The sequence below is a fragment of the Streptosporangium sp. NBC_01639 genome (assembly GCF_045209755.1).
Taxonomy (GTDB): Bacteria; Actinomycetota; Actinomycetes; order Streptosporangiales; family Streptosporangiaceae; genus Streptosporangium.
On sequence record NZ_CP109272.1, the window covers coordinates 1526995 to 1552915 of the forward strand.

The 25921-nt window shown below is 71.9% G+C and carries 17 protein-coding genes; 3 read left to right on the forward strand and 14 right to left on the reverse strand.

The features are described from left to right. Nucleotides 1-94 precede the first annotated feature (94 nt). A complete protein-coding gene (locus OHA77_RS06755) occupies nucleotides 95-727 on the forward strand; it encodes a DUF4352 domain-containing protein (protein WP_406316882.1) in 633 nt (210 codons plus the stop codon). A 167-nt stretch (nucleotides 728-894) separates the two neighbouring features. On the opposite strand, the gene OHA77_RS06760 is transcribed toward OHA77_RS06755, so the two are convergent. The 5 genes from OHA77_RS06760 to pyk all read right to left on the reverse strand — a co-directional run bounded on the left by OHA77_RS06760 (nucleotide 895) and on the right by pyk (nucleotide 9547). After that, nucleotides 895-1932 carry an LLM class F420-dependent oxidoreductase gene (locus OHA77_RS06760; RefSeq protein ID WP_406316883.1) on the reverse strand — a complete coding sequence of 346 codons (1038 nt, stop codon included), beginning with the start codon at nucleotides 1930-1932 and terminating at the stop codon, nucleotides 895-897. Next, on the reverse strand, nucleotides 1911-2702 hold the full coding sequence (locus OHA77_RS06765; RefSeq protein WP_406316884.1) for a thioesterase II family protein: 792 nt from the start codon (nucleotides 2700-2702) through the stop codon (nucleotides 1911-1913). The genes OHA77_RS06760 and OHA77_RS06765 overlap by 22 nt, the downstream gene beginning before the upstream one ends. After that, on the reverse strand, nucleotides 2699-7510 hold the full coding sequence (locus OHA77_RS06770) for a non-ribosomal peptide synthetase (protein WP_406316885.1): 4812 nt from the start codon (nucleotides 7508-7510) through the stop codon (nucleotides 2699-2701). Before OHA77_RS06770 ends, OHA77_RS06765 begins: the two co-directional genes overlap by 4 nt. Next, entirely contained in the window at nucleotides 7507-7899 is a 393-nt protein-coding gene (locus OHA77_RS06775) for an acyl carrier protein (protein ID WP_406316887.1), read from the reverse strand. The genes OHA77_RS06770 and OHA77_RS06775 overlap by 4 nt, the downstream gene beginning before the upstream one ends. A gap of 217 nt (nucleotides 7900-8116) precedes the next feature. Beyond that, nucleotides 8117-9547, reverse strand: coding sequence for a pyruvate kinase (gene pyk, locus OHA77_RS06780; protein ID WP_326821523.1), 1431 nt, complete (start codon nucleotides 9545-9547; stop codon nucleotides 8117-8119). A 191-nt stretch (nucleotides 9548-9738) separates the two neighbouring features. Here pyk and OHA77_RS06785 point away from each other — a divergent pair, with 191 nt between their 5' ends. Further along, a complete protein-coding gene (locus tag OHA77_RS06785; protein ID WP_406316889.1) occupies nucleotides 9739-11730 on the forward strand; it encodes an ArnT family glycosyltransferase in 1992 nt (663 codons plus the stop codon). A gap of 16 nt (nucleotides 11731-11746) precedes the next feature. On the opposite strand, the gene OHA77_RS06790 is transcribed toward OHA77_RS06785, so the two are convergent. The 3 genes from OHA77_RS06790 to gltB all read right to left on the reverse strand — a co-directional run bounded on the left by OHA77_RS06790 (nucleotide 11747) and on the right by gltB (nucleotide 19538). Continuing rightward, the gene (locus OHA77_RS06790) at nucleotides 11747-13369 is read right to left on the reverse strand and encodes a S8 family peptidase (RefSeq protein ID WP_406319780.1); all 1623 of its coding nucleotides are present in this window, start codon (nucleotides 13367-13369) and stop codon (nucleotides 11747-11749) included. A gap of 172 nt (nucleotides 13370-13541) precedes the next feature. Further along, complete coding sequence (locus OHA77_RS06795) at nucleotides 13542-15020, reverse strand: glutamate synthase subunit beta (protein ID WP_406316890.1); 1479 nt, start codon at nucleotides 15018-15020, stop codon at nucleotides 13542-13544. Nucleotides 15021-15032: 12 nt separating this feature from the next. Next, entirely contained in the window at nucleotides 15033-19538 is a 4506-nt protein-coding gene (gltB, locus tag OHA77_RS06800) for a glutamate synthase large subunit (protein WP_406316892.1), read from the reverse strand. A gap of 200 nt (nucleotides 19539-19738) precedes the next feature. On the opposite strand from gltB, the gene OHA77_RS06805 reads away from it, so the two are divergent. Further along, on the forward strand, nucleotides 19739-21304 hold the full coding sequence (locus OHA77_RS06805) for a bis-aminopropyl spermidine synthase family protein (RefSeq protein WP_406316894.1): 1566 nt from the start codon (nucleotides 19739-19741) through the stop codon (nucleotides 21302-21304). Here OHA77_RS06805 and OHA77_RS06810 read toward each other — a convergent pair. From OHA77_RS06810 to OHA77_RS06835, 6 genes are read right to left on the reverse strand one after another with little or no spacing between them, the layout of a single operon-like run. Next, nucleotides 21270-21890, reverse strand: a complete 621-nt coding sequence (locus OHA77_RS06810) for a hypothetical protein (protein WP_406316896.1) — start codon at nucleotides 21888-21890, stop codon at nucleotides 21270-21272. The two genes, OHA77_RS06805 and OHA77_RS06810, sit on opposite strands and share 35 nt — an antisense overlap. A gap of 39 nt (nucleotides 21891-21929) precedes the next feature. Next, on the reverse strand, nucleotides 21930-22736 hold the full coding sequence (locus OHA77_RS06815) for a hypothetical protein (RefSeq protein WP_406316897.1): 807 nt from the start codon (nucleotides 22734-22736) through the stop codon (nucleotides 21930-21932). After that, the gene (locus tag OHA77_RS06820) at nucleotides 22736-23455 is read right to left on the reverse strand and encodes a VIT1/CCC1 transporter family protein (protein ID WP_326821512.1); all 720 of its coding nucleotides are present in this window, start codon (nucleotides 23453-23455) and stop codon (nucleotides 22736-22738) included. Before OHA77_RS06820 ends, OHA77_RS06815 begins: the two co-directional genes overlap by 1 nt. A gap of 3 nt (nucleotides 23456-23458) precedes the next feature. Further along, entirely contained in the window at nucleotides 23459-24553 is a 1095-nt protein-coding gene (lgt, locus tag OHA77_RS06825) for a prolipoprotein diacylglyceryl transferase (RefSeq protein WP_406316899.1), read from the reverse strand. A 26-nt stretch (nucleotides 24554-24579) separates the two neighbouring features. After that, complete coding sequence (locus OHA77_RS06830) at nucleotides 24580-25344, reverse strand: thioredoxin domain-containing protein (protein ID WP_406316900.1); 765 nt, start codon at nucleotides 25342-25344, stop codon at nucleotides 24580-24582. After that, the gene (locus OHA77_RS06835; protein WP_406316902.1) at nucleotides 25344-25862 is read right to left on the reverse strand and encodes a MauE/DoxX family redox-associated membrane protein; all 519 of its coding nucleotides are present in this window, start codon (nucleotides 25860-25862) and stop codon (nucleotides 25344-25346) included. Before OHA77_RS06835 ends, OHA77_RS06830 begins: the two co-directional genes overlap by 1 nt. Nucleotides 25863-25921: the final 59 nt, after the last annotated feature.

The window sequence follows — 25921 nt, forward strand, 5'->3', positions numbered from 1 at the left end:
AATAACAATGCTGCTCAGGGGACCGAAACCGGGGAACCCGGTATATGTGGCAGGTGTTGCCACGGCACGAGCACCTCTCCTTTTGGAGCCCCCGATGCCCGACTCCCAAGGACAAGTTCCGCAGCGGCCACCCGTCCCCCAGCAGTCCCACCCTCGCCCCGCGCCCTCCGGTAAACGCTCCCGTCCGGGCAGGCGCACCCGGCTGACGGTCGCCGCCGGAGTGATCAGTCTGATCACTCTGGCCGGCGTCGTCGTCACCGCCGTCGGCTGCGGCGGCAACTGCGGCAGGTACACCTTCGGCGAACCGATGGATCCGCCGTCGAAGTCCCGAGCGACCGGCATCGGCAAGAAGGTGCGGGAGGGCTCGTTCGAGTTCACCGTCACCAAGGTCTCCACGGCGTCCAGCGTGGGCGACGGGCCTCTCGCCCGGAAGGCCAGGGGGAGGTTCGTTCTCGTGCACCTCACCGTACGGAACATCGGCGGCGAGGCCCGGATCTTCTTCGGCGACAACCAGAAGCTGTCGGACGACGAGGGCAACGAGTTCCTGGCCGACAGCAGCGCCGTCACCTCCGATCCGAGGTCCAAGAGCCTCTACGAGGAGATCAAACCCGGGGGCAAGGTGAGCGGCGTGGTCGCCTTCGACGTGCCGAGGGGCAAGGAGATCACAACGATCGAACTCCACGATTCGATGTTCTCCGACGGGGTCAGGGTGACCCTGAAACCCTGAGACCGGCCGTGCCGCCCGCCGCGGCCGGCGGATTCAGGAGCTCCGGCCGAGGATCCGGGATGCCGACGGCGGCGGTGTTCCGTACGGCCGCCGCGCGCTCCTCGGAAAGTCCAGGACCGCGCCATAGCGCCGGGAGCCCCCGCCGCGACCTTCCGCGGACCGGTCCGTCAGGCGGTCAGCTCCGCGACCAGCTCCAACTGCTCCAGGCGGAGCCGCAGGGTGGGGGTGACCAGGCCGACGATCAGGCTGGTCGCCCCCGCCTCGCGGTAGGCGGCCACCCGCTCGCGCAACTTGCCCACCGGCCCGCACATCGTCATCGCGTCGACCAGCGCGTCCGGGAGCAGGGACATCGCCTCTCCCTGCCGCCCGCCCAGAAACGCCTCCTGGACCGCCTCGGCCTCCTTCTCGAAGCCGAGGGAGCGGGCCAGGCGGTTGTAGAAGTTGGTCCGGCGCGAGCCCATGCCGCCCAGATAGAGCGCGAGCATCGGCCGCATCATGTCGAAGGCCAGCTCCTCGTCCTCGTCGACCAGGGTCAGCACCATCGGGGCAACGTCGAAGCCGTCCAGGCTCCGGCCCGCCCGCTCCGCGCCCCGGCGCAGCTGCGCCGTACGCTCGGCCAGGTGTTCAGGCGGGAAGTGGATCGCCAGCCACCCGTCGGCCAGCTCGCCGGCGAGCGCGGTCGTCTCCGGGCCCATGGCGGCCAGGTAGACGGGCAGCCGGTCCTGGACCGGGGACACGGCGAGAGAGAGCTCCTTGCCCTGGCCGCCGGGCAACGGCAGCGTCATGGTCGCGCCCGAGTAGCTCACCGGCCGCCCGGCCAGGGCCAGCCGCAGCACCGACAGGTAGTCGCGGGCCCGGCCCACCGGCCGGTCGAAGGGCTCCCCGTGCCAGCCCTCCACGACCTGCGGGCCGGACACTCCCACGCCCAGCCGGGCCCGGCCGCCGGAGACCTGGTCGATCGTGGCGGCCGCCATCGCCGCCACCACGGGTTTGCGCCCCGACATCTGCAGCACCCCGGTGCCCAGGCCGATCCGCTCGGTACGGCCGGCGACCCAGGCCATCAGGGCGGCCGGGTCGGTGCCGTAGGTCTCGGCCGCCCACACCGAGTCGTACCCCAGCCGCTCGGCCTCGCGGACCAGGGTGAGGTGGTCGGCGGGACCGAGGCCGGCCCCGCCCCAGTAGCTCATGCTGTAGCCCAGGCGCATCCGATCTCCTCTGCGATGACGGCGGCGAGCCGGTCGGGGGTCTCCTCGGCCAGCCAGTGGGAGGCGTCGAGCTCGCGCAGCGACGGCCTGGAGACGCTCTGCCTGCGCCAGCCGAGCAGCCCGCCCCGTGACACGGAGCCGTCACGTTTGCCGTACAGGACGGTGATCGGGGTGGGCAGCGGCGGCCCCGGGTGGTGCCGGTAGCCCGCGAGCATGCCGAAGTCGGCACGGAGCGCGGGTTCCAGGACCGGTCTGAGCGCTTCGCGCCCGGCCACCTCCGCCGGGACCCCGCCGAGCTCGATCAGCTGCTCCCAGAACAGCCACGACGGCAGGGACGGCAGCCTGCGCAGCAGCAGGGCGACGTCGGGGGCGGCGAACGAGCCGACCAGCAGCCGCTCGGGCCCCGGGGGCGCTCCGAGGGCGGGCGGCGCTCCGGGGCCGGGCGGCGGCGACAGCTCGGCCAGGCGGCGGCAGACCAGGTAGGCCAGGAGCGCGCCGCTGCAGTAGCCGAACAGCGCGTACGGCCGGCGCGCGGTCGCCAGCAGGTCGCGGGCCAGCAGGTCGACCAGTTCGTGCAGGTCGGTCAGCGGCGGCTCGGCCAGCCGGGCCTGCCTGCCCGGCAGGTTCACCGCCCACACCCCGACCTCGGGAGGGAACCCCGCGGCCAGCTCGGTGAGGGACGCGGGACCCCCGCCCGCGTTCGGGAAGACGTAGAGCCGGACCCGGCCCTCGGCCCGCTCCCCCACCGGCACGAACCACGGCGCGCTCATCGAACCTCCTTGAGGAACGCCGCCAGCTCGGCCGGGGTGGGGTGGTCGAAGACGGCCCGCACGGTGATCGGCCGCCCGGCGAGCTCCTCCAGCGGTGTGATCAGCCGTACGGCGAGCACCGAATGGCCTCCGTTGAGGAAGAAGTTGTCGTGCTCGCCCAGTCCCGGGCGGCCCAGCGCCTCCCGCCAGAGCCGCAGGATGCCCCCGGCGAGCTCCGAGCCGGACACGGCCGGAGAATCCGGCACGCGGTCCTCCTCGGGTACGGCCAGCCCCCGGTAGTCGATCTTTCCGTTGGCGGTCTCCGGGAGACCTTCGACGAGCACGATCCCCGAGGGGACCGCGTAGTCCGGCAGCCGGGTCCTGGCGTAGCGCCACAGCTCCTCCCGCACGGCGGCCGCCGCCTCGCCGTCGGGCAGGTGGGTGGGCTGCACGAACGCCATCAGCCTGTCGTCGTGGACGACGACCGCCGCGACCTTGACGCCGTCGTGGCCGTGCAGCACCGCCTCGACCTCGCCGAGCTCGATCCGGTGCCCGCGCAGCTTGACCTGGCGGTCGTCGCGGCCGAGCAGCTCGACGGTGGCGTCGTGCCTGATCCTGGCCAGGTCACCGGTCCGGTAGAAGCGGCCGTGGCGGGGGTGCTCGCCGAACCGCTCGGCGGTGAGCTCGGGCCGGTTGACATACCCGGCGCTCACCCCGGCGCCCGCGACGCACAGCTCTCCGGGGACGCCGGGCGGGGCCTCGCGCCCGTCCGCGTCCCTGATGAAGATCCGTGTGTTGGCCAGCGGCACCCCGATCGGCACCGGGTCCCGCGGGACGCCGGAGATCTCCGCGGCGGTGGACCAGATGGTCGTCTCGGTCGGCCCGTAGACGTTGAACAGCCAGCAGCCCAGCCCGAGCAGGTCCCTGGCGAGCGCGGCGGGCATCGGCTCCCCACCGCACAGCACGATCCGCCCGGCCAGCTCACCGGCCGCCTCCGGGGCGATGAGCCGCCAGGCCGTCGGCGTGGCCTGCACGACGCGCACGTCCCGGTCCGCGACGAGCTCAAGGAATTCGCGCGGCTGGAGCTGGTGCCCGTCGGAGGCCACGACCAGGGTGGCGCCCAGGGTGAGCGGGAGCATCAGCTCCAGTGCCGAGATGTCGAACGACGTGGTGGTCGACCACAGCACCGGGGCCGCGGCGTCCAGTCCCAGCCGCTCCGCGAAATCCAGGACGAGGTTGGCCAGGTTGCCGTGGGTGACGGCCACCCCCTTGGGAAGCCCGGTGGACCCCGAGGTGTAGATCACGTAGGCGAGGTCGCCGGCAGTGAGCGGGACCGAGGTGAACCCGCGGCCGGCTCCGGTCCCGAGCTCGGTGAAGGACACGGACGCGCCGCCGGAAGTGGACCCGGTCCCGGTGGCGGACGCAGACCCGTCACCGGGACCGGAAGCACTGACCGCCCCAGAACCCTCAGAAATATCGCATACCCCACGCATACCACCGGAAACGGGGTCAGCGCCGTAAAGACGGTCAGGTGCGCTGGAAACGGTGAGGACGGGGGTCTGTCCCGCCCAGGAGACCTCGGAGGCGGCGATGACCAGCCGGGCCCCGGAGTCCTCCACCTGGTAGGAGAGGCGCAGCTCAGGCTGGCGGGGGTCCAGCGGGAGGTAGGCCGCTCCGGCCGCCCACACGCCGAGTACGGCGGCCACCATCTCCGCCGACCGCCCCAGGCCGAGTGCCACGATGTCGCCGCGCCCGACCCCACGGGTGACCAGCGCGTCCCTGACGGCCGCCGCCGAGGCCAGCAGTTCGTCGTAGGTGACCTCCCGGTCGCCGTCGCGGACCGCTGTACCCCGGTGGGCGGCGATCCGCTCCAGCAGCGTGGGCGGACCGTCCCACCGGCGGGCCGTGTCGTTCAACCGGCCGAGCAGCTCCCGGTCCGCCGCCGAGAACGCCTCCAGCTCACGCTGCGGCCGCTCGGCGTCCTCCGCGGCCTGCCGGAGCAGCGAGGTCATCCGGGCGACGAACGCGGCGACCTCGGCCTCGTCGTGAACCTCCGTGCTGTGCCATACCCGGACCGTCAGCCGGTCCGGCTCCTGTACGGCGATGCACTGCAGATCCAGGCGGCTGCGGTCGAACAGGTCCTCGACGTACTCGGGCACGGCGCCGCGGATGCGGACCTGCTCGTCGGTCCACGGCCGGTAGTTGAACATGTGCCGGAAGAGCGGCACCCGCCAGTCCCCGGTGCCGTGGCCGCGCACGACCAGCACGGCCTCCACTGACGCGTCGGCGTGCTCGACCCCTTCGAGGAAGGCGTCCTCGACCCGCCTGACCAGAGCCGCGAATCCTTCGTCCGGATCCGTCCGGACCCGCAGCGGCAGCGTGCTCACGCCGTATCCGACGTGGCCGCGTGTCGCGGCCGTCCTGGTGGAGACCGGCACTCCGGCGACCAGTTCGGGACCGGCGCCGTGGCCGCGCAGGGCCAGCAGGAAGGCACTGGCCAGCACGATGTTGTCGGTGGTGCGCAGCCTGACGCGCAGGGTGTCCAGTGCCTGCCGCGTCGGCGCGTCCACCTCCCACGAGCAGGTGTGCCCGGCGAACGTCGGCCGGGCGGGCGAGGGGCGGCTGCCCGGCAGCACCATGGCCCCGGGGTCGACCCCGTCGAGCCGGTCGAGCCAGTAGGCGAGCGACTCGGGTGAGGCCTCCTGCGGCTCCAGCATCGGAGCGGTGCCCGCGAGCGCGGCGGGCAGCGGGTCCTGGCCCGTCTGCGCGTCGTAGAAGCCGCCCAGCTCCTCCACCAGCGACTGTATCGACGTCGCGTCGATGACGATGTGATGGCCGACCAGGCAGACCACGCTGCCCGCCCCGTCGGGCAGCGTGAAGTGGGCCGCCCGGAACAGCAGGTCACGGGCCAGGTCGAAGGGCTCGTCCAGGAACGCCTGAAGATCGGCGACCATCGTCTCCTCGGTCGTCTGCCCGCCGGTCAGCGCGATCTTCGCGTCCTGCGGGGCGGTGAGGTGCCGGACGGGCACGCCGTCCACCTCGGGGAACCTCAGACGCAGCGCGGGGTGCCGCTTGACCAGGCGGTTCACCGCGTTCCGCAGCGGGAACGAGCGCAACGGCTCGCGGGTTCTGAACGCCACCGCCAGGTTGGACACCCCGCTCGCCCCCGCCAGGTGCTCCAGCACCCAGAACGAGTAGGGAACGGCGCCCAGCCCGCGCACCGCCTCCATCGGCTCCGGCAGCCCATCAAGCCCGCGCCCGGAGCGCACCCCACCGGACACCACCGAGCCCCCCACCGGCTCCGGCAGCCCCTCAGACCCGCGCCCGGACCGCACCCCACCGGACACCACCGAGCCCTCCACCGGCTCCGGCGATCCCGCATACTCGTGTGCGGCGTGCGGCCGGTCGGACACCGCCGGGGCCGCGTCGTGGGTCGGCGGCGCGGAGACGAGAGGCGCTGCCAGCTCCGGGGCCGCTGTGAGGTGGGCGGGACGGAGCGTCGTGGGGACCGGCATCCGCTGCAGGGGGTGGTCGGGGTCGAGCGCCACCCAGTCCACCGGGCAGCCGAGCGTCCACAGCCGGGCGAGCGCGGTGAGCAGGCCCTGGCGGTCGTCCCCGCAGGTGAACACGGGGCCGCCCGCTCGGTGACGGATCGGATCGGCACCGAGGACGAGCGTGCCGGCCGTACCGCCGGGTGGTGTCCCCGCTGCCCTCTCCCCGTCGGACCCGCTGCCCGAAGGCTCCGGGCCGCCACCGGTCGGCGCGGGGGCCTCTCCGTCCCCCGGCCGCACGGCCGTCCCGCCGGGCGGGAGGAGACCGGCCGCCACCCGGGCGACCGCCTCGTCGAAATCGAGTGTTCCCGAGAAGGCGGCGGCGGCGATCTCACCCGCCCCCTCACCCGTGCAACTCCAGGCGGTGACCCCCCAGCCCGCCACAGTGGTGGCCAGGGAGTAGGTCACGGCGAACGTGACGGGTCCGTCGTCCCGGTCTCCGGCGAGCCATCCGTCGTAAAGATCGATCCCGTGCCGCTCGAACTCCTCCAGGCAGACGTCCATCGTCTCGCTGAACAGCCGTTCGGTCCCGTACAGCCCGGCTCCCAGCCGACCCGTGCCACCCGAGGGGAAGTGAAACCGCACCTTCGAGGCGCTACCGGCGGCCTCACCCGGGGTCCGGGCACCGGCGAGGGCGGTCGCGGTCGCGGCGGCGGTGGAACAGACGACGGCCCCCCGCACCGGTCGCGGTGTACGGCCTCGCTGCAGGGTGGCCACGGCGTCGGCGAACCGGGCCTCACCGAGAGCCGCGAAGAAGCCGGCCAGGCTCTGCCGTACGCTCTCGGCCTCCTCGGCCGTACGGCCGGACCACACAACCACACGAGGCCGGGTGCCGGCGGGCAGATGGACCGGCGCGAAGCCCTTCTCCACCGTCGGCCGCCCCGGAGGACCGCCGGGTCCGGAAGAGCCGCCGGGTCCGGGAGAACCGCCGGGTCCGGGAGAACCGCCGGGTCCGGGAGAACCGCCGGGTCCGGAAAAGCCGAGCACGGCGCGGACGAAGTCACCGTCGAGCAGCGCGTCGTCCCGTCTCCTGAGCACGATCACGGCGTCCGGCGGGCCGAGGCCGGCCAGGGCCGTTCCGGCGCGGGTGACCACCACGTCGCAGTGGCCGGAGCTCAGCGACCGGCACGCCTCCGCCGCCTCCTCGTGGACGCCCAGCACGCCCGGCGGCGCCGCGGGGTCGTGCCCGGCGTCCTCCAGCGCGGCCTCGACGGTTCCGGCCGTGAGCGGCGCGCAGGGTCCCACACCGATCACCGCGATCGGCGCGCCGCCCGTCACCGAGACGTCCCGCCGTCCCTGCGGATGCGCGCGCGGACGTCCCTACGGCTGCCACCGGTCGGGCGTGGTCGCGTGAGGTCGTTCCTGCCCGGCTCCTGCGAGCCTTCGACGAGACGGCTGAGCGCCCGCACATTGGGCCGGGTGAACATGGAGGTGACCGGAATGTCGATCCCGAACACGCCGGTGATCTCCGCGTGGAGCTCGACCAGGGCCATCGAGTTGAGCCCGGCCTCGAAGAAGTTCTCGTCGGGGTCGACCGCCCGGCCGAGCCGGGCCTCGATCATCGCGGCGACCCTGTCCGCACCCCCGGCGACCTGCCCGGGACGGCCTGGTGCGCCGCCCGCGCCGTCGTCTCGCCGGTCTTCCTCCGGTCGACCGCTCTGCACCATCCGGCACCCTTCGCTCAGACCTCGGGCGTATCGCCGCGCACGCCATGTGCTGATCCTCTGACAGGGGTTCGGGACACCACAAGACCGTATTTTTCGGCCTTTGCTGCTACGCAGCGCGATCAACGTGGCTCAACATGCGGATACGGCCACCGCCGAGGCGGTGGCCGTATCCGAAAAGGAGATCAGGCCGGGGCGGTGGCCGTATCCGATGAAGAGGTCAGGCCGGGTGCGAGACGGCCGCGCCGATGGTGTGGACGCGCAGAGCGTTGGTGGAGCCGGCTGTCCCGGGAGGCGAACCGGCGACGATGACCACCTTGTCGCCTTTCTCCAGACGCGCGTTGGCCAGCAGGGACGCCTCGACCTGGCGGACCATGTCGTCGGTGTGGTGGACGAACGGCACCTCGAAGGTCTCCACGCCCCAGGTCAGCGCGAGCTGGTTGCGGACGTGCGGGGCGGAGGTGAAGGCCAGCAGCGGGATCGGCGACCGGTAGCGCGCCAGGCGGCGGGCGGTCTCACCGGACATGGTGAACGCGACCAGGGCCTTGGCGCCGACGATGGCGCCGACCTCGGCCGCGGCGCGGGCGATGGCCCCGCCGGTGGTCTCCGGCAGCCGGTCGAGGCTGTGGGTGGCCTGCAGCCAGGTCTTCTCCGCGGTGGTCGCGATGCGGCTCATCGTCTCCACGGACTCGATGGGGTAGTTGCCGACCGAGGTCTCCCCGGACAGCATGACCGCGTCGGCGCCGTCCATGACCGCGTAGGCGACGTCGGAGGCCTCGGCACGGGTGGGGCGCGGCGCGCTGATCATCGAGTCGAGCATCTGGGTGGCGACGATGACCGGGCGGGCCTTCTCGCGGCAGAGCTCGATGGCCCGCCGCTGCACGATCGGCACCTCTTCGAGGGGCAGCTCGACGCCGAGGTCGCCGCGGGCGACCATGATGCCGTCGAACGCTTCGATGATCTCGGGGAGCCGATCCACGGCCTGCGGCTTCTCGATCTTGGCGAGCAGCGGAAGGCGGACGGCCTCCTGCTCCATGATGTTGCGCACCACGTCGGCGTCGGAGGGACGGCGGACGAAGGAGAGCGCGATCAGGTCGAAACCGGTGCGCAGTGCCCAGCGCAGGTCGGTCTCGTCCTTGTCGGTGAGGGCGGGCGCGCTGACGTTGACGCCGGGCAGGTTGAGGCCCTTGTTGTCGGAGATCATGCCGCCGATGATCACGCGGGTGGTGACGCGCGGGCCGTCGACCCTGGTCACCTCCAGGTGGACGCGGCCGTCGTCGACGAGGATGCTGTCGCCCGGCTTGACGTCGTTATGCAGGCCCAGGTAGGTGGTGGAGACCTGATCGCGGTCGCCGGGGACCTCTTCGGTGGTGATGGTGAAGACGTCACCGAAGCCCAGGCGGACCGGGCCCTCCTCGAATCTGCCCACTCTGATCTTGGGACCCTGCAGGTCCGCCAGCACGCCCACGCCGCGGCCGAGTTCGGCGGCGACCTCCCTCACCCTGTCGTAGACCTCCTTGTGCAGCTCGTGGCTGCCATGGCTGAGGTTGAAACGGGCCACGTCCATGCCTGCGACGATGAGCTCGCGGAGGCGTTCGGGAGAGGAGGTGGCAGGGCCGAGAGTACAGACGATTTTCGCACGACGGGTCACGGGTCCCACCCTAATTGGTACAGACCACTCGGTTGTTACGTTGGTCATGGCGCAGATGAAAAACTCGGTGACATTACGCTACCCGGCCTCCTGCTGGGCGGCGAACCGGCCTCGGAACATTCCGAAGAGTTCTCATCGCATCCTCATGCGGGGCCAAGGGCGCGTTGAGGGGTTTTCCCGAGGGTGTGCCCATGGACGTGCGGAGAGAGCCACGGTGGTCGAGATGGGCGCTGGTCGCGGCGTGTGCGCTGGGCGGGGTGCTGTACGGCTGGGCGCTGGGCTCGATGGGATACGGCAACTCCTACTACGCGGCGGCGGCCCGCTCGATGAGCCAGAGCTGGTCGAACTTCTTCTTCGGGGCATTCGACCCGCTGGGTGTCTCGACCGTGGACAAACCGCCGGGCGCGCTGTGGGTGCAGGCGCTGTCGGTGCGGGTGTTCGGCTACCACGGCTGGGCGCTCATCGTGCCGCAGGTCGCCGAGGGGGTGCTGGCGGTCGCCGTCCTGCACCGGGCCGTGCTGCGCTGGGCGGGCCCGGCGGCGGCCTCGATCTCGGCGGTGGTGCTGGCGCTGACGCCGGTCACGGTGGCGGTGAACCGCGACGACAACCCGGACACGTTGCTGGTCCTGCTGCTGGTGTGCGCGGCCTACGCGGCGACGCGCGCCGTCCGGGGCGACCGGCCGCGCTGGCTGCTCGCGGCCGGCGCGCTGGTGGGACTGGCGTTCACCGCCAAGATGCTGCAGGCCTGGCTGGTGGCCCCGGCCCTGTTCGCGGCCTGGCTCGTGGTCCGGCCGTCGTGGCGGCGGCTGTGGCAGGCCGCCGCCGCCGGCGGGGTCATGGTGGCCGTGTCGCTGGCGTGGGTGGTGGCGGTCGATCTGTGGCCGGGGGCCAAGCCGTACATCGGCGGCAGCAGGGACGGCGGAGCCTGGGACCTGGTGATCGGCTACAACGGCCTGGGGCGGGTGCTCGGAACACGCGACGGAGCCGGGACGGGGCTGGGGAACGCGGGACCGAGCATGGGCGGCGACCCCGGATGGGACCGGCTGTTCAACGACCAGGTGGCCGGTCAGATCGGCTGGCTGCTGCCCTTCTGCGTGACGGCCCTGGTCGCGGCGGTCGTCATGGCCGTCACACGGGGCCGGCCGGACGCCCCTGACGGGGACGGGACACCGGACGGCACCGCGCCGGCCGGCCCGGTCCGGGCGGGGTGGGTGCTGTGGGGCGGCTGGCTGGCGCTGTGCTGGGCGGTCTTCAGCTTCGCCGAGGGCATCTTCCACCCGTACTACACCACGCAGCTCGGCCCGGCGGTCGCCGCGCTGACGGGGGCGGGCGCGGTGACGATGTGGCGGCTGTACCTGCGGCCGGTGGGAGCGGCCTGGGCGCTGCTGCCGGTGGCGGTGGGGGTCACCGCGCTGTGGGCTCTGGTGCTGGTACGGCGGACGCCGGACTGGCTGCCGTGGCTGACCCCGCTGATCGCGACGGCCGGGGCGCTGGGAGCGGCCGGTCTGCCGGCGGGCCGGTTCCTGCTGGGCGCGTCCCGCCCGCGCGCGCTGCGGATCGCGGCGGTCTCCGTCGCGGCGGCGGCCGTGGCCCTACTGGCCGCACCGGCGGCGTGGTCGGCGGCCGAGCCTCTCAACGGGCCGGACGGCACCGACGGGGTCAATCCGTCGGCCGGGCCGCAGACGGGTTTCGGCGGCGGAATGGGCCCCGGACGGGGCGTTCCCGGGCGCGGCGGGGGCCGCCCGGGTGGCTGGAGGACGGACGGCACCGGCGGGGGGCCGGCCGCGTGGGGCGGCCTTCCGGGCGGCGGCGGGGGCCTGTCCACGTGGGGCGTGGCCGACGGGACGTTGACCGCGTCGCAGCGGAGCGTGCTGGACCACGTCACCGCCCACCGGGACGGGGCCCGGATCCTGCTCGCCACCCTGTCGGCGACGGGCGCCGCGCCGTACATCATCGCGACGGGCGAGGACGTGATCGCGATGGGCGGTTACAACGCCACGGATCAAGCGGTGAGCCTGGAACGGCTCCAGCGGCTGGTCGGGGCGGGCGACCTGCGGTTCGTCCAGTTGTCAGGCTTCACCGGTCAGGGCGCCGAGGACGACCCCCGGCTCACCTGGGTGCGACGCGACTGCACCCAGGTTCCCCTCGACGGGGTGAGCGACCTCTACCGGTGCGGCACCTGACGCCCTCCGCCGCCGTCTACCGCCGGGGCGCCACCGTGGCCGCCCCGGCGGCGCTGACGACGCCCCGGCCGTAGAAACCGTTGCGCGCCGTGCCGCCCTCACAGGTCTGGGGGATCTTCTGGCCCGCGAGCCGGTAGACGTAGGTGTGCGGCGAGGGGCAGGGCTTCCTGACCGCGCTGGCGTAGAGCAGGCGCTCGACGTCGGCGGGCGGCATCGCGACACCGCCCTTGCCCGGCTTGCCGAAACGGCTGATGAGGATGGCGGCGACGCCGGTGGCGTGCGGCGCGGCCATGGAGGTGCCCGCGAGATAGTGGTAGTAGGCGCAGGTGCCGTCGTGGCAGTCGCGGACCACGGAGCGGCTCTTCGGCCGGCCGTCGGCGTCGATCAGGTTCTGGGTGCGCATCGCCTTCTCGGGGGCGGCGGCCAGGATGGTCCGGGTGATGTCGGACTCGCCGGTGCCGTCGTACTCGTCGCCGCCGGGGGCCGACAGGTCCGTCTGCTCGACGCCGTAGTCGGAGTAGTAGGCCTTGCGCCCGCTCTCGCCGAGGGCCGACACCGAGATCACGCCCTTGGACTCGGCCGGGACGTTGATGCAGGAGTTGTCGACCTTGCGCGGACGCGCCGCACCGGACGGGTAGTCGGGGCTGAGGGTGTCGGCCTTGGGCCTGCCCAGGTCGGTCATGCCGTTGCCGAGGGCGCTGATCAGGGTGACGTCGTGCGCACGGGCGTAGTCCAGGGCGCGCTGCATGCCGGTGATGACACCGCGCTGCTCGAGTTGCTCGGCCTTGGAGTCGGCGGGGTTGGCGGCGCAGTTGAAGAGCCAGGGGTCGACGTAGTAGCTCATGTTGACCACGTCGATCCCGGCGTCCGCGGCGTAGGTGAGCGCGTCGAGGCTGGGCTTGAGGAAGAACGTGCCGGAGTCCTGGCCGGCGCGCAGGTTGACCAGGGACACGTTCGGGGCGACGCCGGCGACGCCCAGGCCGTTGATCGGCGAGCCGATCGTGCTGGCGACGTGGGTGCCGTGGCCGTCGTCGTCCCAGTCGACCGGGTCCTTGCACCCCTTGAACTCGCAGGGACCGTCGAAGTTCTCCCCCACGGAGTCCTTGGGCCGGTCGGTCACGAAGTTACGGCTCAGCTCGCGGTTGAAGTTCGGGGCGATGTCGGGGTGCTCTCCGTCCACGCCGGTGTCGATGATGCCGACCAGCACCTTCTTGCTGCCGGGAGCGGTGGCGTAGGAGCCGTCGGCGGTGGCGCCCATCATCTTCATGTCCCACTGCCGCCCGGCCAGCGGCTCCTCACCGGGAGAGACGATCTCCCGGATGTCGGAGGCGGGGGCGCGGCCCGGGGAGCCGGCGCCGGAGAACGCGGTCGCCGAACCGATCCTGCGGTCGGAGGAGACGCCCGCGACGGCGTCGCTGGCGGAGAGGTCTTCGATGAACCCGTCGCCCGGCCCCCGGGCGACGACGTAGCCGAGCTTGGCCTCGGTGGACAGAGCGGTGCCGCCGTCCTTCTCGATCGCGGCGACCGCCCGGTCCCGGGCTCCGTCGGCGTAGAAGACGAGATAGTCGCGGAGCTGCGCGGTGGCGGCTGCCGTCCCGCCGGCCAGGGCCCCCACCGTGAGAGTGCCCGTCAAGGCCACTCCCATCGCCGCACTGGTCAGACGGCTACTCCACCGATTCATTTATCCCCCATATCGACCTACACCAGAAAGAATCCTCTTCAGGGATATAACCCGCATAACACCCTGAACACCGATTCCCACCCTGTTTCCGGTACGGCGAGCGGCGCCGTACCGGAAACACCGTAGACGATCAGACCAGGGGACGGGCGGTCGGCGGGATGGCCACCGGCAGGGCCGTCTGGCCGGTGAGGTAGCGGTCGGCCGCCGAGGCGGCCGACCGGCCCTCGGCGATCGCCCACACGATCAGGGACTGCCCGCGGCCCACGTCACCGGCCACGAACACGCCGTCCACCGACGACATGTAGCCCTTGTCCCGCGCGACGTTGCCCCGCGCGTCGAAGAACTCGCCCTCGGCGACCGAGGCCAGCTCCTCCAGGAGACCGGCCTTCTGCGGGCCGACGAAGCCCATCGACAGGGTGACCAGCTCCGCCGGGATCTCCCGCTCGGTGCCGGGGACCGGCGCGAACCCCTCTGCCGGGCCCCCCACCTCGACCAGGCGCAGCGCCCGCACGTTGCCGTCGGCGTCACCGACGAACTCGGTGGTGGAGACCGCGTACACCCGGTCGCCGCCGCCGTCGGCCAGCTCCTCGTGGGCGCTCTCCATCTTGAACAGGATGGGGAACGTGGGCCACGGCTGACTGCCCGGGCGGTCCGCCGGAGGCTGGGGCATGATCTCCAGCTGGGTCACCGACGCGGCGCCCTGGCGGATCGCGGTGCCGATGCAGTCGGCTCCGGTGTCGCCGCCGCCGATCACGACGACGTGCTTGCCCTCGGCGCTGATCGGCGAGACCGGGTAGTCGCCCTCCTGGACCTTGTTCGACGGCGGGAGATACTCCATCGCCTGGTGGACCCCGCCCAGCTCGCGCCCGGCCACGGGCAGATCCCGCCACTGGGTCGCGCCGCCCGCCAGGACGATCGCGTCGAACTCCTCGCGCAGCTGTGCCGCGGTGATGTCGACGCCGACGTCGACACCGGTACGGAACTCGGTGCCCTCGGCCCGCATCTGCGCGAGTCTGCGGTCGATGTGCCGCTTCTCCATCTTGAACTCGGGGATTCCGTAGCGGAGCAGGCCGCCGATCCGGTCGGCGCGCTCGAAGACCACCACGTCGTGCCCGGCCCTGGTGAGCTGCTGGGCGGCGGCCAGTCCCGCGGGGCCCGACCCGACGACCGCGACCCGCTTGCCGGTCTTCGACGTCGGGAGCTGGGGGGTGACCCAGCCCTCGTCGAAGGCACGGTCGATGATCTCGACCTCGACCCGCTTGATCGCGACGGGGTCGGAGTTGATGCCGAGCACGCACGCCGCCTCACACGGCGCCGGGCACAGCCGGCCGGTGAACTCCGGGAAGTTGTTGGTGGCGTGCAGGCGCTCGATGGCTTCGCGCCAGTCGTCGCGGTAGACCAGGTCGTTCCACTCGGGGATGAGGTTGCCCAGCGGGCAGCCGTTGTGGCAGAACGGGATGCCGCAGTCCATGCAGCGCGCGGCCTGCTTGGTCAGTTCCGGCTTGGGGAAGTCCTGGTAGACCTCCCGCCAGTCGCGGATGCGCACGTCGACCGGGCGACGCGCCGGCAGCGCGCGTCCGTGAGTGAGGAAACCCTTCGGGTCGGCCATCGGTATGCCCCCTTATCCCTGAACCGCAGCGGCCATGACCGCCTCGTCGATGTCACGGCCTTCGAGGCGCGCGGCCTCGGCGGCCCGCAGGACCCGCTTGTAGTCCGTCGGCATGATCTTGCTGAACCGGGCCGGGTCCCAGTCGGCGAGGAGTGCCTTGGCGACCGTGGAACCGGTCTCCGTCAGGTGCGCCTCGACGATCTCCCGCAGCGTCTCCGACTCCGCCTCGTCCAGCGCCTCGATCTCCACCATCTCGCGGTTGACCCGGTCGGCGTTGAGGTCGAGCAGGTAGGCGACGCCGCCGGACATGCCCGCCGCGAAGTTACGGCCGGTCGGGCCCAGGACGACGACCCTGCCGCCCGTCATGTACTCGCAGCCGTGGTCGCCGACTCCTTCGACGACCGCGGTGGCGCCGGAGTTGCGGACGCAGAACCGCTCCCCCATGACGCCGCGGACGAACGCCTCGCCGGAGGTCGCGCCGTACAGGCCGACGTTGCCGGCGATGATGTTGCCCTCCAGCGGGGCCGCGTCGTGCGGCTGGACCGTGATCCGCCCGCCCGACAGGCCCTTGCCGAGATAGTCGTTGGCGTCGCCGGTCAGCCGCAGCGTGACACCCCTGGGCACGAAGGCGCCGAAGGAGTTGCCCGCCGAGCCGGTGAACCGGACCTCGATGGTGTCGTCGGGGAGCCCGGCTCCGCCGTACCGCTTGGTCACCTCGTGGCCGAGCATGGTGCCGACCGTGCGGTTGACGTTGCGGATGGGCAGCTCCAGGGTGACCCGCCGGCCCTCCTTGAGCGCTCCCTCGGCGAGCTGGATCAGCGTGTGGTCCAGCGCCGCCGCCAGCCCGTGGTCCTGCTCCTGGGTACGGCGGAGCGCGGCGCTCTCGGGCAGTTCCGGCTGGTGCAGGATCGGCGCCAGGTCCAGCCCTGCGGCCTTCCAGTGGTGCTCGGCCGAGGTGGTGTCCAGCAGTTCGGCGTGGCCGATGGCCTCGTCCAGGCTGCGGAAGCCCAGCGCGGCGAGGTGTTCGCGGATCTCCTGGGCGATGAACTCGAAGAAGTTGACCACGAACTCGGGCTTGCCGGTGAAACGCTTGCGCAGCTCGGGGTTCTGGGTGGCGACGCCGACCGGGCAGGTGTCCAGGTGGCAGACGCGCATCATCACGCAGCCCGAGACGACCAGCGGGGCGGTGGCGAAGCCGTACTCCTCGGCGCCGAGCAGCGCGGCGACGACCACGTCGCGGCCGGTCTTGAGCTGGCCGTCCACCTGCACGACGATCCGGTCGCGCAGGCCGTTGAGCAGCAGCGTCTGCTGGGTCTCGGCCAGGCCGAGCTCCCAGGGGGCGCCCGCGTGCTTCAGCGAGGTCAGCGGGGAGGCGCCGGTGCCTCCGTCGTGACCGGAGATGAGCACGACGTCCGCGTGGGCCTTGGACACGCCCGCCGCGACCGTGCCGACGCCGACCTCGGCCACGAGCTTGACGTGCACGCGGGCGACCGGGTTGGCGTTCTTCAGGTCGTGGATGAGCTGGGCGAGGTCCTCGATGGAGTAGATGTCGTGGTGCGGCGGCGGCGAGATGAGGCCGACGCCCGGGGTGGAGTGCCGGGTCTTGGCGATCCACGGGTAGACCTTGTGGCCCGGCAGCTGGCCGCCCTCGCCGGGCTTGGCGCCCTGCGCCATCTTGATCTGGATGTCGTCGGCGTTGACCAGGTATTCCGACGTCACGCCGAACCGGCCCGAGGCCACCTGCTTGATGGCCGAACGGCGGGCGGGGTCGTGGAGCCGCTCGGGGTCCTCGCCGCCCTCACCGGTGTTGGACTTTCCGCCCAGCTGGTTCATCGCGATCGCGATGGTCTCGTGCGCCTCCATCGAGATGGAGCCGTAGGACATCGCACCGGTGGAGAACCGCTTGACGATCTCGGAGACCGGCTCGACCTCGTCGATCGGCACCGGCTCGCGGACGCCGTCCCTGAACTTGAACAGGCCGCGCAGCGTCATCAGCTTCTCGGCCTGGGAGTCCACCAGGCCGGTGTACTCCTTGAAGATCTCGTAACGGCGCGAGCGGGTGGCGTGCTGCAGCTTGAACACGGTCTCGGGGTTGAACAGGTGCGGCTCGCCCTCGCGGCGCCACTGGTACTCCCCGCCGACCTCCAGGCGGCGGTGGGCGTTCTCGGCCCGCGGGTAGGCCCGCCCGTGGCGGAGCGCGACCTCCTGCGCCAGGACGTCGAAGCCGACGCCGCCCAGGCGGGAGGTCGTCCCGGCGAAGCAGGAGTCGATGACGTCCTTGCCGAGACCGAGCGCCTCGAAGATCTGCGCACCGGTGTAGGAGGCGACGGTGGACACCCCCATCTTGGACATGACCTTCAGCACGCCCTTGCCGTACGCCTTGATGAGGTTGCGCACGGCCTTGTGCTTGTCGACCTTCAGGACGCCGGAGTCGACCATGTCCTCGACGGTCTCGATGGCGAGGTAGGGGTTGACCGCGCCCGCGCCGTAACCGACGAGGAGTGCCATGTGGTGGGCCTCGCGGGCCTCACCGGTCTCGATGACCAGGCCGGCCCGGGTGCGGGTCTTCTCGGCGATCAGGTGGTGGTGGACCGCGCCGGTGAGCATCAGCGACGGGATCGGCGCCAGGGCGCCGGAGGAGCCCCGGTCGGAGAGCACGATGATCCGCGCCCCGCCCTCGATCGCGGCCGAGACCTCGGCGCGGATCTCCTCGATGCGGTGCAGCATCGCCTCCCCGCCGCCGGCGACCTCGTACAGGCCGGAGACGACATACGGGTGGAAGCCCGGCAGCGCGCCCTCGTCGTTGATGTGGATGATCTTCGCGAGCTCGTCGTTGTCGATCACCGGGTACGGCAGCACGAGCTGGCGGCAGGAGGCCGGGCCCGGGTCCAGCAGGTTGCCCTCGGGACCGAGCGTGCTGGCCAGGGAGGTGACGAGCTCCTCGCGGATGGCGTCCAGCGGCGGGTTGGTGACCTGCGCGAACAGCTGGCTGAAGTAGTCGAACAGGAGCCGGGGCTTCTCGCTGAGCACCGCGACCGGGGTGTCGGTGCCCATCGAGCCGATCGGCTCGGCACCCGCCTTGGCCATCGGCGACAGGATGATCCGCAGCTCTTCCTCGGTGTAGCCGAAGGTCTGCTGCCGCTTGATCAGCGCCTCGTGCGTCGGGATCTCGCGCGAACGGGCGGGCAGCTCCTCGAAGCGGACCAGCCCGGCGTGCAGCCACTCGCCGTAGGGCAGCTCGGCGGCCAGCTCGGCCTTGATCTCGTCATCTTCGATGATCTTGCCGAGCTCGGTGTCGATCAGGAACATCCTGCCGGGCTGCAGGCGGCCCTTGCGGACCACGTCCTGCGGCGCGATGTCGAGCACACCCGCCTCGGAGGCCAGCACGACCAGGCCGTCGGCGGTGACCCAGAACCGGCCGGGACGCAGGCCGTTGCGGTCGAGGACCGCGCCGACCAGGGTGCCGTCGGAGAAGGTGATCGAGGCCGGGCCGTCCCAGGCCTCCATGAGGGTGGAGTGGAACTCGTAGAACGCCCGCCGTGCGGGGTCCATCTCGGTGTGGTTCTCCCACGCCTCGGGGATCATCATCAGCACGGCGTGCGGCAGCTTGCGGCCGGCGAGGTGGAGCAGCTCCAGCGTCTCGTCGAAGGAGGCCGTGTCGGAGCCCTGGGGGTCGCAGATCGGGAAGAGCCGCGACAGCTCACCCGGAAGGGCGGCGGACTTCAGCATGGCCTCGCGGGCCCGCATCCAGTTGCGGTTGCCCTTGACCGTGTTGATCTCACCGTTGTGGGCGACGTAGCGGTAGGGGTGAGCCAGCGGCCACGACGGGAAGGTGTTGGTGGAGAAGCGCGAGTGGACCAGCGAGATCGCGGTCTCGTAGCGCTCGTCGCTCAGGTCGGGGAAGAACGCCTCGACCTGGCCGGGGGTGAGCATGCCCTTGTAGACAAGCGTCCGGGCGCTCAGCGACGGGAAGTAGACGTCCGCCTCGTGCTCGGCCCGCTTGCGCAGGCAGAAGGCCAGCCGGTCCAGCTCCAGACCGCTCTCGCCGCCCGGGGAGCTCACGAAGAGCTGCCCGAAGAACGGCATCACCGCGCGGGCGCTCGGGCCGGGCAGAGCCCGGTCGACCGGCACCTCGCGCCAGCCGAGGACCGTCAGGCCCTCCTCCGCCGCGATCTCCTCGATCATCCGCACCGCGGCCTCGCGGGCCTCGGCGCCGGCGGGCAGGAAGGCCATGCCGGCGGCGTAGGAGCCCGGGGCGGGCAGCGGGAACGCCGTCACCGCGCGGAAGAAGGCATCGGGGATCTGCGTCAGGATTCCGGCGCCGTCGCCGGTGTCCGGCTCACTACCCTGAGCCCCTCGGTGATCGAGATTGCAGAGCGCGGTCAGAGCCTTCTCGACGATGTCGTGACTACGGCGTCCGGCGACATCCGCGACCATGGCGACACCACAGGCGTCGTGCTCGTTCGAGGGGTGGTACAGGCCCTGGGGCTCGGGGAAGCCGAGGTGGGCAGCAGGCATTGAATCCCTCCCGTCGTCTTGCTTCTGTGGACAAGCAAAGGGACGACGTTGGCCCTGCTGCGTGGTGTGTAGACATTACAGTACCCTGCCGGAAACATGCCTACCCGGTCCGTGTCGCGAACATTTCGTACTGGTGCGTCTGCTCTGCACAACGCGGCAGCGGGGCAGGACATTCCAGGTGAGGGCTCTAGGGTTGCCCCATGGAAGCGATTGCGGCGCTCATCGCGCAGGCGGGTGTGGACGGCAGACGGCTGCGGACGGTGCTGGCGTACCTGAACGACGGCCGCTGGTGGACGCTGGCGGATCTCGTCCGGGAGAGTGCGACCTCACGGCGGACCGTCGAGTCCCTGCTGCGCGAGGTCGAGCTGGAGCGCTCCGGTGACCGCTTCCGGCTCCGGGAGCCGCTGACCGGCCTGGTGGGAGGCCGGATCGCACCGGCCGACCCGGTGGCACACCTGCTGCCCGGTCACCCCGGCCTGCTGGCCCGGATGGAGGAGCTCGTCGCCAAGGCGCCCCGCGGCCGCCAGGCACTGGACCACGTGGCCGCGACCGCCGACACCGTGGTCCGCAGGGCGCTGCTGCTGGACGCCCGGTTCTGGCTGGACGGGGCCCGCCTGCTGTGCGTGGGCGACCACGACCTGACCTCGCTGGCGACCGCGATGCTGCATCCGGGCGTCGAGGTGACCGTGGTGGACATCGACGAGCGCATCCTGGCCTACATCGACGAGGAGGCCGGCCGGTCCGGCCTCAACGTCCGGACCCGCTGGGCCGACCTGCGCCTGGGCCTGCCCGCGGCCGCGCAGTCCTGGGCCGACCTGGCCGTCACCGACCCGCCCTACACCCCCGAGGGCATCGGGCTGTTCACCGCCCGCGCCGCGGAGGGCCTGCGCGACCGCGAGCGGGGCAGGATCCTGCTGGCCTACGGAGCCAGCGAACGCACCCCGGCCCTCGCCCTCAAGGTGCAGCACACCCTCTCCCAGCTCAACCTCGTCAACGAGGCGATCTATCCCGACTTCAACCGCTATCACGGCGCCGAGGCCATCGGCTCCGCCGCCGACCTCTACATCCTGCGCCCCACCACCAAGACCTGGCCCGCCGTGGCGGCCCGCGTCGACGGCTTCGGCGCCGCCATCTACACCCACGGCCCCCAGTCCGTCGAGTCCGCCGCCCCGGCCTCCCCCACGGCGGCCGCCGCCGGCCAGAGCACCGACACCGACGCCCCCGACGTGCTCGTCGGCGAATGGCCGAAGGATCTGCTCGCGAAGACGCCCCGGGCCCGCCTGACGACCTGGCTCGCCAAGCCCTACGCCAGCGACCCCGCCAGGGTGGCGATCGCCGTCCCGGCCGGGCTGGAGGCGGCACTCCCCCGGCTCCTGCTGGCCACCCGCGCCCAGCACGTCCACGTCACCCTGGCCGGACCGCCGCAGGACCTCCCCACCGGCCCGCTGTCAGCGGTCTACGGACTGACCACCCGGGGTGCGACGATCCACGCCGTACGGCTGCCGCTCCCCTCAACGGACTCCGGGCGGATCCTGCGCCGCATCCTGGACACCGCCCACAGCAAGCTCGCCAACACCTGGCGCGAGGCGCTCATCAGGGCCCGGGGCGACCTGACCAAGAAGCAGGCCAGGGCGCTCATCACCGGCGTCGCCCCCTGGGCCGACGACGTCACCGTCCTCGAACTGCCCGCCCACCGCCTGGAGCAGCTCCCGGACGCGGTGGCGGCCTCCCTCACCGCAGCAGACGCCGCTGGATCACCAGGCTGAGGCTGTCCACCGCGACCTGCGGGTAGGTGAGGTCCACCTGGCTCGCCTGCCCCACCGGGGCGACCCAGCTCACCGTGGCGTAGTGCCCCAGCGCCCGGGCCTGAGCCCAGCTGCGGGAGGCGTCGAAACCCGCGGGGGTGCCGGGGGCCTGCCGTACGAAACCACCGTTTCCGAAGGCGGCCACCAGCCGGTCCGCCGCGGCGGAGTCGGCCAGGTTGAAGATGACGAACTGCCCGGAGACCCGGCCGTCCGGGGAGGCGTAGCGGGCCCGCAACACCTGGGTGCAGCCCGCCACCGCGTCCTCGGCGCTCCCCCACACCGCCGAGGCGCAGTCGGTGAGCGTCTCGGTCCCCTCACTCATGAGCGTGATCTGACCCGAGGTCACCGACCCGGCGGGGAACATCTCCGCCACGGTCAGCGGCTCGGGGTCGGCGGCGCGGGCGGCGATCGGCGCGTAGTGCGCCGTGGTCGGCTCGCTCCGCAAGGTGGCCGGGCGCGGGGCGTCCTGTCCGTCCCGCAGCCACAGGAACGCCGCCCCTGCGATGACGACGAGCGGCACGGCGGTGACGGCGATCCACTTGCGCATGACCGATGAGCCTACTGCGGCCACCGCTCCCGCGCAGGTCTAGGACGGGGGAGCGGCCGCGACGACGCGGCGGAACACGACCTTCTCAGCGCCGCGGACCGCCAGGGACAGTGAGACGAAGTCGTCCTTGACCCCCGGCTCGGCACCGTCGGCCCGGCCGATCCAGACCAGGCCCGCGTAGTGGCCCATGGCATGGCCGCTGGCCTCGGTGTAGCCGCTGAGCGGGAAGTGCGCCCTGCCCGACTCCAGCGACCGGGTCCAGCCGCCCCGGTGCAGGGCCGTCAGGGACTGGACCAGCGAGTCCGCGGCGGCGGTGTTCCGCAGGTTCAGCAGGGTGTACTGGGCGATGTAGCGGCCGTCGGCGCTGGCGTAGACGCCCCGGGCGGCCTGGGTACAGCCGGCCTGGGCGAGCTGGTCGACCAGGCCCTGCCCCCAGACCGCCGCCGAACAGCCGGCGTCCAGCTTGGTGGCCCCCAGTCTCAGGGTGATCCTGCCCTCCTTGAGGACCTTCTCCGCGAAGACGTCCTTCAGGGTGAGCGGAGTGGGATCGGCCTTGTGCTGCGCGATCGGTGCGAACAGCTTCGGGGAGACCCAGCCCTTGTAGGCGTCCGGCCGGGGCTGGGTGGCGATGGCCGCGGTGGTGGCCCGCTCGGGCACGAAGTCGTTGCCTATCGAACCGATGGCGAAGATGAGGACGACAACGGCGACCAGCACACCGGCCACCGACGCGACGACCATCAGCAGCCGCTGCTGCCCCCGGCTCAGCCCCCACTCCTCCAGCCGGGAACTGTTCCAGGACGGCTCCTTGGCCGGGGTACGGCGGCGCTTGCGTGCGGAGGTGCCCATCACAGCCCGCCCCCTCCCAGGAGGCGGCCGAGGCCGAAGGTCAGGGCCGCCGCGACCACGCCGACGAGGAGCTGGCGCAGCCCGCTGTACCACCAGCTGCGGGCGGTGACCCGGGAGACAAGCGCCCCCGCGCCGAACAGGGCCACGCAGGAGATCACCGCCGAGCTCACCAGGCTGGTGACCCCCAGCAGGTAGGGCAGCAGCGGCAGGAACGCGCCCACGCCGAAGGACAGGAACGAGGAGACGGCGGCGGTCCCGGGTGCGGGCAGGTCGTCCGGGGTGACCCCCAGCTCGACCAGGGCGTGCACCTCCAGCGCCTTCTCGGGGTCTCGGGAGATCTGCCTGGCCACCTCGGCCGCGAGCTCGGGGTCGACACCGCGCGACTCGTAGAGTCTGGCCAGCTCATCCTGCTCGGACTCGGGGTTGCGCTGGAGCTCGCGCCGCTCGATGTCGATCTCGGCCAGGGCGAGCTCCCGCTGGCTGGCCACCGAGACGTACTCGCCGCCGGCCATCGAGAACGCGCCCGCGGCCAGCCCGGCCATCCCGGCCAGCACGATGACCTTCGTGCTGGCCGTACCGCCGGCGACGCCCGCGATCAGGGCGAAGTTGGAGACCAGCCCGTCCATGGCACCGAACACCGAAGGCCGCAGCCAGCCGCCGTTGACGTCACGGTGTGCGTGATGGATCTCTGCGCGTCCGCCGGACTCGCCTGAACTCATCGACTACCGCTTCTCTTTCTCTCCCCCGGACACGGCGTGCGGCGTGATCTCCTCGGGAGAGGCCGCGGGCCTGTCCGGTCCGTCGCCGTGCTCGTCCTGCTCAGCCTCGTCGGCCTGGTCGGACGGGTGCGCCGGATCGACGGCCCCCTCGGCGGCGGCCTCCGCGCCGGGGTCCGTCGCAGCGGACTGCTCCGTGCCGTCGGCCTCATCGGCCTCGTCGCCCGAGTCGGACGGGTGCGCCGGGTCGACGGCCCCCGCGCCGTCCGGCACGGGCTCCGGGGTGACGCCCACGGACTCCTCGCCGGTCTTCCTCCCGGCGTACCAGAAGTAGGCCATGGCCGCGACGAACAGGATGATCGAGGTCCACTGGTTGAGCCGCAGGCCGAGGATGTGGTGGGCGGTGTCCACCCGCAGACCCTCGATCCAGAACCGGCCCAGGGTGTAGCCCGCGACGTAGAGGGCGAACACCCGGCCGTGCCGGAGCGCGAACCTGCGGCCGGCCCAGATCAGGACGAGGGCAAGGCCCAGGTCCCAGATCGACTCGTACAGGAACGTGGGGTGGTAGGTGGAGACGCCCGCCACCGTGCCCGGCCGGTCGGGATCGATCTCCAGGCCCCAGGGCAGGTCGGTCGGGCTGCCGAACAGCTCCTGGTTGAAGTAGTTGCCCCAGCGGCCGATGGCCTGGGCGACGGCGATGCCGGGGGCGACGGTGTCGGCCATCGCGGACAGCGAGATCCCCCGGCCTCGGCAGCCGAACCACACGCCCAGGGCGCCGAGCGCGACGGCCCCCCAGATGCCCAGCCCGCCGTTCCAGATGTAGAGGGCCTCGATGGGCCTGTTCGGCGCGTCCGGACCGAAGTAGAGCTGCCAGTCGGTGATGACGTGGTAGAGGCGCCCGCCGACCAGGCCGAACGGCACGGCCCAGACGGCGAGGTCCACGATGGTGCCGGGCGCGCCGCCACGGGCGCGCCAGCGGCGCTCACCGATGATGACGGCCACGATGACGCCGAGCACGATGCACAATGCGTAGGCCCTGATGGGGACCACGCCGAGGTGCCAGACCCCCTGGGAGGGGCTGGGAATCGAGGCGAGGGGCATGTCAGATGACGTTACCGTGTCCCGGGCTACTTGGCCGCATCAAGCACGGCCTTGCGTAGTTCGCCTGGTTTGAAGGCGACGTCGTTGTCGACCTCGGTGCCGTCGAGCTTCAGTGTCGGGGTGCCCTTGAGCTTGGCCGACTCCAGGATCTTGGCACTGTAGTCGATGTGCTGGGTGGCCTTCTCCTGCTTGGTCACGCAGGTGGCGAAGCCGGGAGCGGTGACTCCCACGTCCTCGCCCCAGGCGGCCAGATCCTCGACTTTGAAGCCCTCGACGGTCTCCGACGGCTGCTCCTTGAACAGCTTGTCGTGGTATTTCATCCACGGGGCTCCGCCGGGAACGCAGCGGGAGGCCGCTCCGGCGCGGACGGAGTTGCCGCGGGTCACGCCCTTGTTCATCTCCTGCGGGAAGATCGTGATCGGATGGTAGACGACCTTGGCCTTGCCCTCGGCGGCCAGGTTCTTGATCGTGGCGCCGCTGGTCTCCTCCAGCGCCTTGCAGGCGGGACACTGGAAGTCCTCGTAGACCTCCAGCACCGGCTTCTCCACGCCCTGTCTGGCCATCACCACGGAGCCGTCCGCGGCGACGGTGATCGGCGCCAGCGCCTCGGTGACCTGCTCGGACTTGCTTCCCTGCGCGGCGTACCACCAGCCGGCCCCGATGGCGCCGAGCGCGACGACCGCCGCTGCCGTGATCGTCACGATGCGCCGGAGCCGCTCCTTCTGCAGCTGCTCCTCGCGCTGCGCCTTGATCCGATCACGCGCCGACTGATCCCGCGCGGCCTTGCCCATCAGTGGTTCTCCTTTTCGTAGGGCTTCTCCTCGTCGCCCTCGGTGTCGTCATCGTCGTCATACGACCGCCGGTCGGGGGCCAGCCCCAGCGCGGAGTCCAGGGCGAAGCGTCCCGGCGGCAGCCAGGCGGTGACGACACCGAGCACGAAGAGACCGGAGTCTCGCAGGATGTCGATGAGGTAGTCGGGCTCCACCCCGGCCTTGAGCTGACCGCCGCCGCCGAAGCAGCCGCAGTCGATCCGCAGCCCGCGCGCCCACACCGAGGCGATGCCGATGACGAACGCCAGCATGAGCAGCGCGGAGACGATGCCCGCAGCCCGGGTGAGCAGCCCGACAATCAGCAACACCCCTACGACGATCTCCAGGATGGGCAGGCCGTAGCCGACCACCGTGGCGAGCGAGTCCGGAAGCAGTTCGTATGCCTTGACCGACTGCACCGACAGCACCGGGGTGCCGATCTTGCCCCATCCGGCGAAGATCAGAACACCCGCCAGCACCAGCCGGGAGACGGTCGTCACCCAGGGTAGCGCTGAACTCGCCGAACGCGATCGACGAAGCACGGGCTTGTCAGAAGTCA